This window comes from Nitrospira sp. BLG_2 (assembly GCF_049222245.1).
In genome coordinates, this window is the sequence record NZ_JBLYIG010000100.1 from 1 (window position 1) to 3337 (window position 3337).

The window sequence follows — 3337 nt, forward strand, 5'->3', positions numbered from 1 at the left end:
AACACCATGCCGCTTGATGCCGAGTTAGGAAAGAAAATGCTGCAGCTGATCACGTCGCGCTACGATGATCGACACTGGCGGAAGCCAATCGAGAAAACCCTTAGCCTGCCTCAGTCCGGCGTCGCCGATCCGATCCAACAGGAGATCTTAATGTACCTCAAGCACAGCTTGAAGGAGTACAAGTCCCGCCGAGCAGATCTCGACTCCTGGATCATCGGCGGCTATGCCACAAAAGAAGTCATCAACCGGGCGAAATTCCAACCGCAGCTCGTCGGATCATCTATCACGAAAGACGACGTGGCCGTTCTGGGGACCGACCCAGGGGACGATGTGACGCAAGCCTGGTGGGAAGAGATGCTGGTGCAGTGGTTCGACGTGCCGGAAGAAGAGAAACCTGCTGAAGAAGAAAGTGGCGAAGCCTCGGATCCAGATTCTTCCCCGACTATCAAATCGAAAGCTTAGCAGAACGTGCGAGTGCGGATGCTATCCGTTAGCCGCTTAAATCCCAAGGTTCTCGTTGAGTCAGTTTGAGCAAGTCTCGCGCACCATGCACGATGCGGAGAATCAAGACCTCAGCGTTCTGCACGAGATACACGATCCGATATCCACGAAAAATGATCTCTCGAAGGTCGTGACGATTGAACTCGGGAACGACACGTCCGATGTGAGGAGTTTCGAGGAGCATCTCTGTGGATTCAACGATGCGATCAACGAAAGTAATTGCATGAAGGACGGAATCACGCGCGATGAAGTCTTCGATATCCTGAAGATCGGTACTGGCGGTCAGCGCCCAGCGGACTTGCGCCATCGAGCAATTCTTTCTTTCAGTTCTTGATGGGAGAGAACGCGTCCCTCAACAGCGTCTTGAAGACCTTTTTCCACCTGCTGCTTAAAAAATAGCTCCTCCATAATCCCGCTGGTAGTCACGTCATCAGGGAGCTGTTTAATAAGCTCTAATGCCTCGGCTTTAGCCTTTGCCATGGGTGCCTCCTTCCCGTAGACTCTTTTTCGGTAAGGCTATGCCCGGAAGTCAGAAAAAGCAAGCTGGCTGTGGGCTCAATCAACTGACATGCGTTATGGAACATCAAAAACCCGAGTCACCGCTATTGCAAAAGGCAATACGCAAAGTGTCTCGACCGATGTGTTGATTGGGGTTCTGGCCACAACAGGCTATCGGACGGAACTGTACCTGAAGAAGGTTGCTGCTGCGGCGTAGTTCGCATAATCTTATTCTGTCGTAGTGCTCCGCCTGGAGTTGTCAGGTATTTTCAAACAGTCTGTTTCAATTCTGATAGCTGTTCCGAGGTGATATGGTCCATCCGTGCACCAATTCGTTGTTGATACTCGTCTTTCCTCTGGGTTCTTTGCTCTCTCCGCTTGTAGGTCATTCCCTCCAGTTTGAACTCGCCGGACTGCGATCCTATCGAATCAGAACGTATCGGATTATTTACCGCATTCATGATGATGAGTCTTGTCTGGATATCGTTTTTATCGGTCCTCGTCGCAATGTGTACGAAGAACTAAGGACGTTGCTGCTTGCGAGGGAGAAGAACTGAATAACCCATTCGTCATGGTTTGAAGCATCAGGCTATCCGAACAAATCCATCTGCGCCGGCTGAGGCGATTCAATGTTCAAGGTTGGTGTGCTGGGGGCCGAGGTTGCTTACCAGAATTTATTCAAGCCATTATAAATGGCTACTAGTAAAGCTCTAAGGAGGTAGCATGCCGCAGGTGGATGAGGTCGTTTCTGTCAGCAAGGCTAAGAATAGTTGTCCGACCTCATCCGGCGGATGAAGCACAAGTAAGAGATTATCGCGATTACTCGCGATGGCGTTCCTTCCGCTGTGCTCTTGAGTATGGATCATTTTGAGGGACTCATGGAAACGATCGAAATTCTGAGCGATCAAAAGTCGATGCGCTCGTTACGCTGGTCCTTGAAAACAGGCAGAGAAAGCCAAATTGGTTAGCCATAGCGCGGTGTTTGGCTGAGCGAATGAAACGGAAAGGCTAGCCGAATAAATCCATCTGAGCAGGCTGGGGGGATTCCATATTCAAGACTGGTATGGCCAAAAGAGATCGAGAAATCCCTATAGGGAAAACATTTCCTGTAAGACGGCGAGGACTGCTGTCAGAGTGGTCGGAGCGATTCGTCCGACTCTTCTGACAAGGCGCTCGCTGTCGACGGCGCGTAGTTGGTCTATGGCGACAAACCCAGTACGATCACGAAAGCGGCAGCGAACACGCCAGGGATAGGCCTGTCCCCCTGTGGTCATCGGTGCAATGATTAAAGTCCCCAGATGCTGATTCAGTTCCTCAGGTGAAATAATGAGGCAGGGCCGTGTTTTTCGGATCTCACTCCCTCGAGTGGGATCGAGTTCAATCAGATATACATCGCCGCGGGTTGGACCTGCGGATGTTACCGCCATTTCCACTCTTCCTTATCGAACCGAGTCGGCATTGGCTGGTCGATGAGGTGATCTTCGCCCTGTTCCCGCATGCGCCGGGCTGCGTCGGCCCAACCGGCTCGTGGCCGTGACGGCTTTGAGATGAGTATTCGACCTGGTTCAGCCTGGAGTTCTACTTCATCCTCGAGCTGAGCTTCCTGGATGAGTGTTTTTGGGAGACGGATGCCTCTGGAATTGCCGATTCTGACGATATGTGCTTTCATGTGATTCTCCTGATGGACCTACATTGTAAGCACACCTGCAGTCATAAGCAAATGAAGAGTTTCAATTGCCAATGGGGAGATGAGTCTATTAGACAATGGTGAGATTAGAAATAATGACACTTACCCGAACAAATCCATCTGTGCCGGCTGGGGAGATTCGATGTTCAAGACTGGTGCGGTTGGGGTAGGAGCTGCAGTGGGTGGCTCTGCCGGTTTGGAGTGGCGGTCTAAGAATTCTTTTAGCTTTTTGAAATCTTCTTTCAGTGTTGCGAGGAGATTGCCTTGATGGAGGGCAGCTGCTGGGTGAAGCAATGGGAAGATGACGAAGTCTTTCATGTAAAAAGCTTGGGCTTTGACTTTCGTGATGCCGACTTTGCGTTCCAGCAATGTCTGAGTTGCCCAGTTGCCCAGGGTACAGACCAATTTTGGCCTGATCAGCTGAATCTGTTGCATCAGGAACGGCTTGCAGGTTTCCACTTCGTCTTGTTCTGGATCGCGATTGTTCGGCGGCCGGCACTTGATGACGTTCGCAATATAGATCTGATCGCGCGAAAGGCCTGCCGAGGTCAGGAGATCGTTCAAAAGCTTTCCAGCCGCACCCACAAACGGCTCCCCCTTCTGATCTTCATTGAATCCTGGCGCTTCTCCCACAAACATGATACTTGCGTG

9 protein-coding genes are annotated in these 3337 nt (G+C 51.1%); 4 read left to right on the plus strand and 5 right to left on the minus strand.

The window, feature by feature from the left end:
* On the plus strand, positions 1 to 462 hold a 462-nt coding region (locus tag ACOSYY_RS02905; protein ID WP_421660771.1), incomplete at its 5' end, for a hypothetical protein.
* Between the two features lie 28 nt (positions 463 to 490).
* Here ACOSYY_RS02905 and ACOSYY_RS02910 read toward each other — a convergent pair.
* Both ACOSYY_RS02910 and ACOSYY_RS02915 read right to left on the minus strand, forming a co-directional pair.
* Complete coding sequence (locus ACOSYY_RS02910; RefSeq protein WP_421660772.1) at positions 491 to 808, minus strand: type II toxin-antitoxin system RelE/ParE family toxin; 318 nt, start codon at positions 806 to 808, stop codon at positions 491 to 493.
* The gene (locus ACOSYY_RS02915; RefSeq protein WP_421660773.1) at positions 784 to 981 is read right to left on the minus strand and encodes a hypothetical protein; all 198 of its coding nucleotides are present in this window, start codon (positions 979 to 981) and stop codon (positions 784 to 786) included. Before ACOSYY_RS02915 ends, ACOSYY_RS02910 begins: the two co-directional genes overlap by 25 nt.
* Positions 982 to 1069: 88 nt before the next feature.
* Between ACOSYY_RS02915 and ACOSYY_RS02920 the strand changes: the two genes are divergently transcribed.
* The 3 genes from ACOSYY_RS02920 to ACOSYY_RS02930 all read left to right on the plus strand — a co-directional run bounded on the left by ACOSYY_RS02920 (position 1070) and on the right by ACOSYY_RS02930 (position 1967).
* Positions 1070 to 1216, plus strand: coding sequence for a hypothetical protein (locus ACOSYY_RS02920; protein ID WP_421660774.1), 147 nt, complete (start codon positions 1070 to 1072; stop codon positions 1214 to 1216).
* A gap of 94 nt (positions 1217 to 1310) precedes the next feature.
* Positions 1311 to 1556: a type II toxin-antitoxin system RelE family toxin gene (locus ACOSYY_RS02925; RefSeq protein ID WP_421660775.1), complete on the plus strand. Its 246-nt coding sequence runs from the start codon at positions 1311 to 1313 to the stop codon at positions 1554 to 1556.
* Between the two features lie 261 nt (positions 1557 to 1817).
* A complete protein-coding gene (locus tag ACOSYY_RS02930; protein ID WP_421660779.1) occupies positions 1818 to 1967 on the plus strand; it encodes a type II toxin-antitoxin system Phd/YefM family antitoxin in 150 nt (49 codons plus the stop codon).
* A gap of 120 nt (positions 1968 to 2087) precedes the next feature.
* Here ACOSYY_RS02930 and ACOSYY_RS02935 read toward each other — a convergent pair whose 3' ends face one another.
* The 3 genes from ACOSYY_RS02935 to ACOSYY_RS02945 form a co-directional block, all read right to left on the minus strand.
* The gene (locus ACOSYY_RS02935; protein ID WP_421660776.1) at positions 2088 to 2426 is read right to left on the minus strand and encodes a type II toxin-antitoxin system PemK/MazF family toxin; all 339 of its coding nucleotides are present in this window, start codon (positions 2424 to 2426) and stop codon (positions 2088 to 2090) included.
* Positions 2417 to 2668, minus strand: a complete 252-nt coding sequence (locus ACOSYY_RS02940) for an AbrB/MazE/SpoVT family DNA-binding domain-containing protein (RefSeq protein WP_421660777.1) — start codon at positions 2666 to 2668, stop codon at positions 2417 to 2419. The genes ACOSYY_RS02935 and ACOSYY_RS02940 overlap by 10 nt, the downstream gene beginning before the upstream one ends.
* 120 nt (positions 2669 to 2788) lie before the next feature.
* The coding region (locus ACOSYY_RS02945; protein WP_421660778.1) for a uracil-DNA glycosylase at positions 2789 to 3337 on the minus strand (549 nt) is incomplete at its 5' end.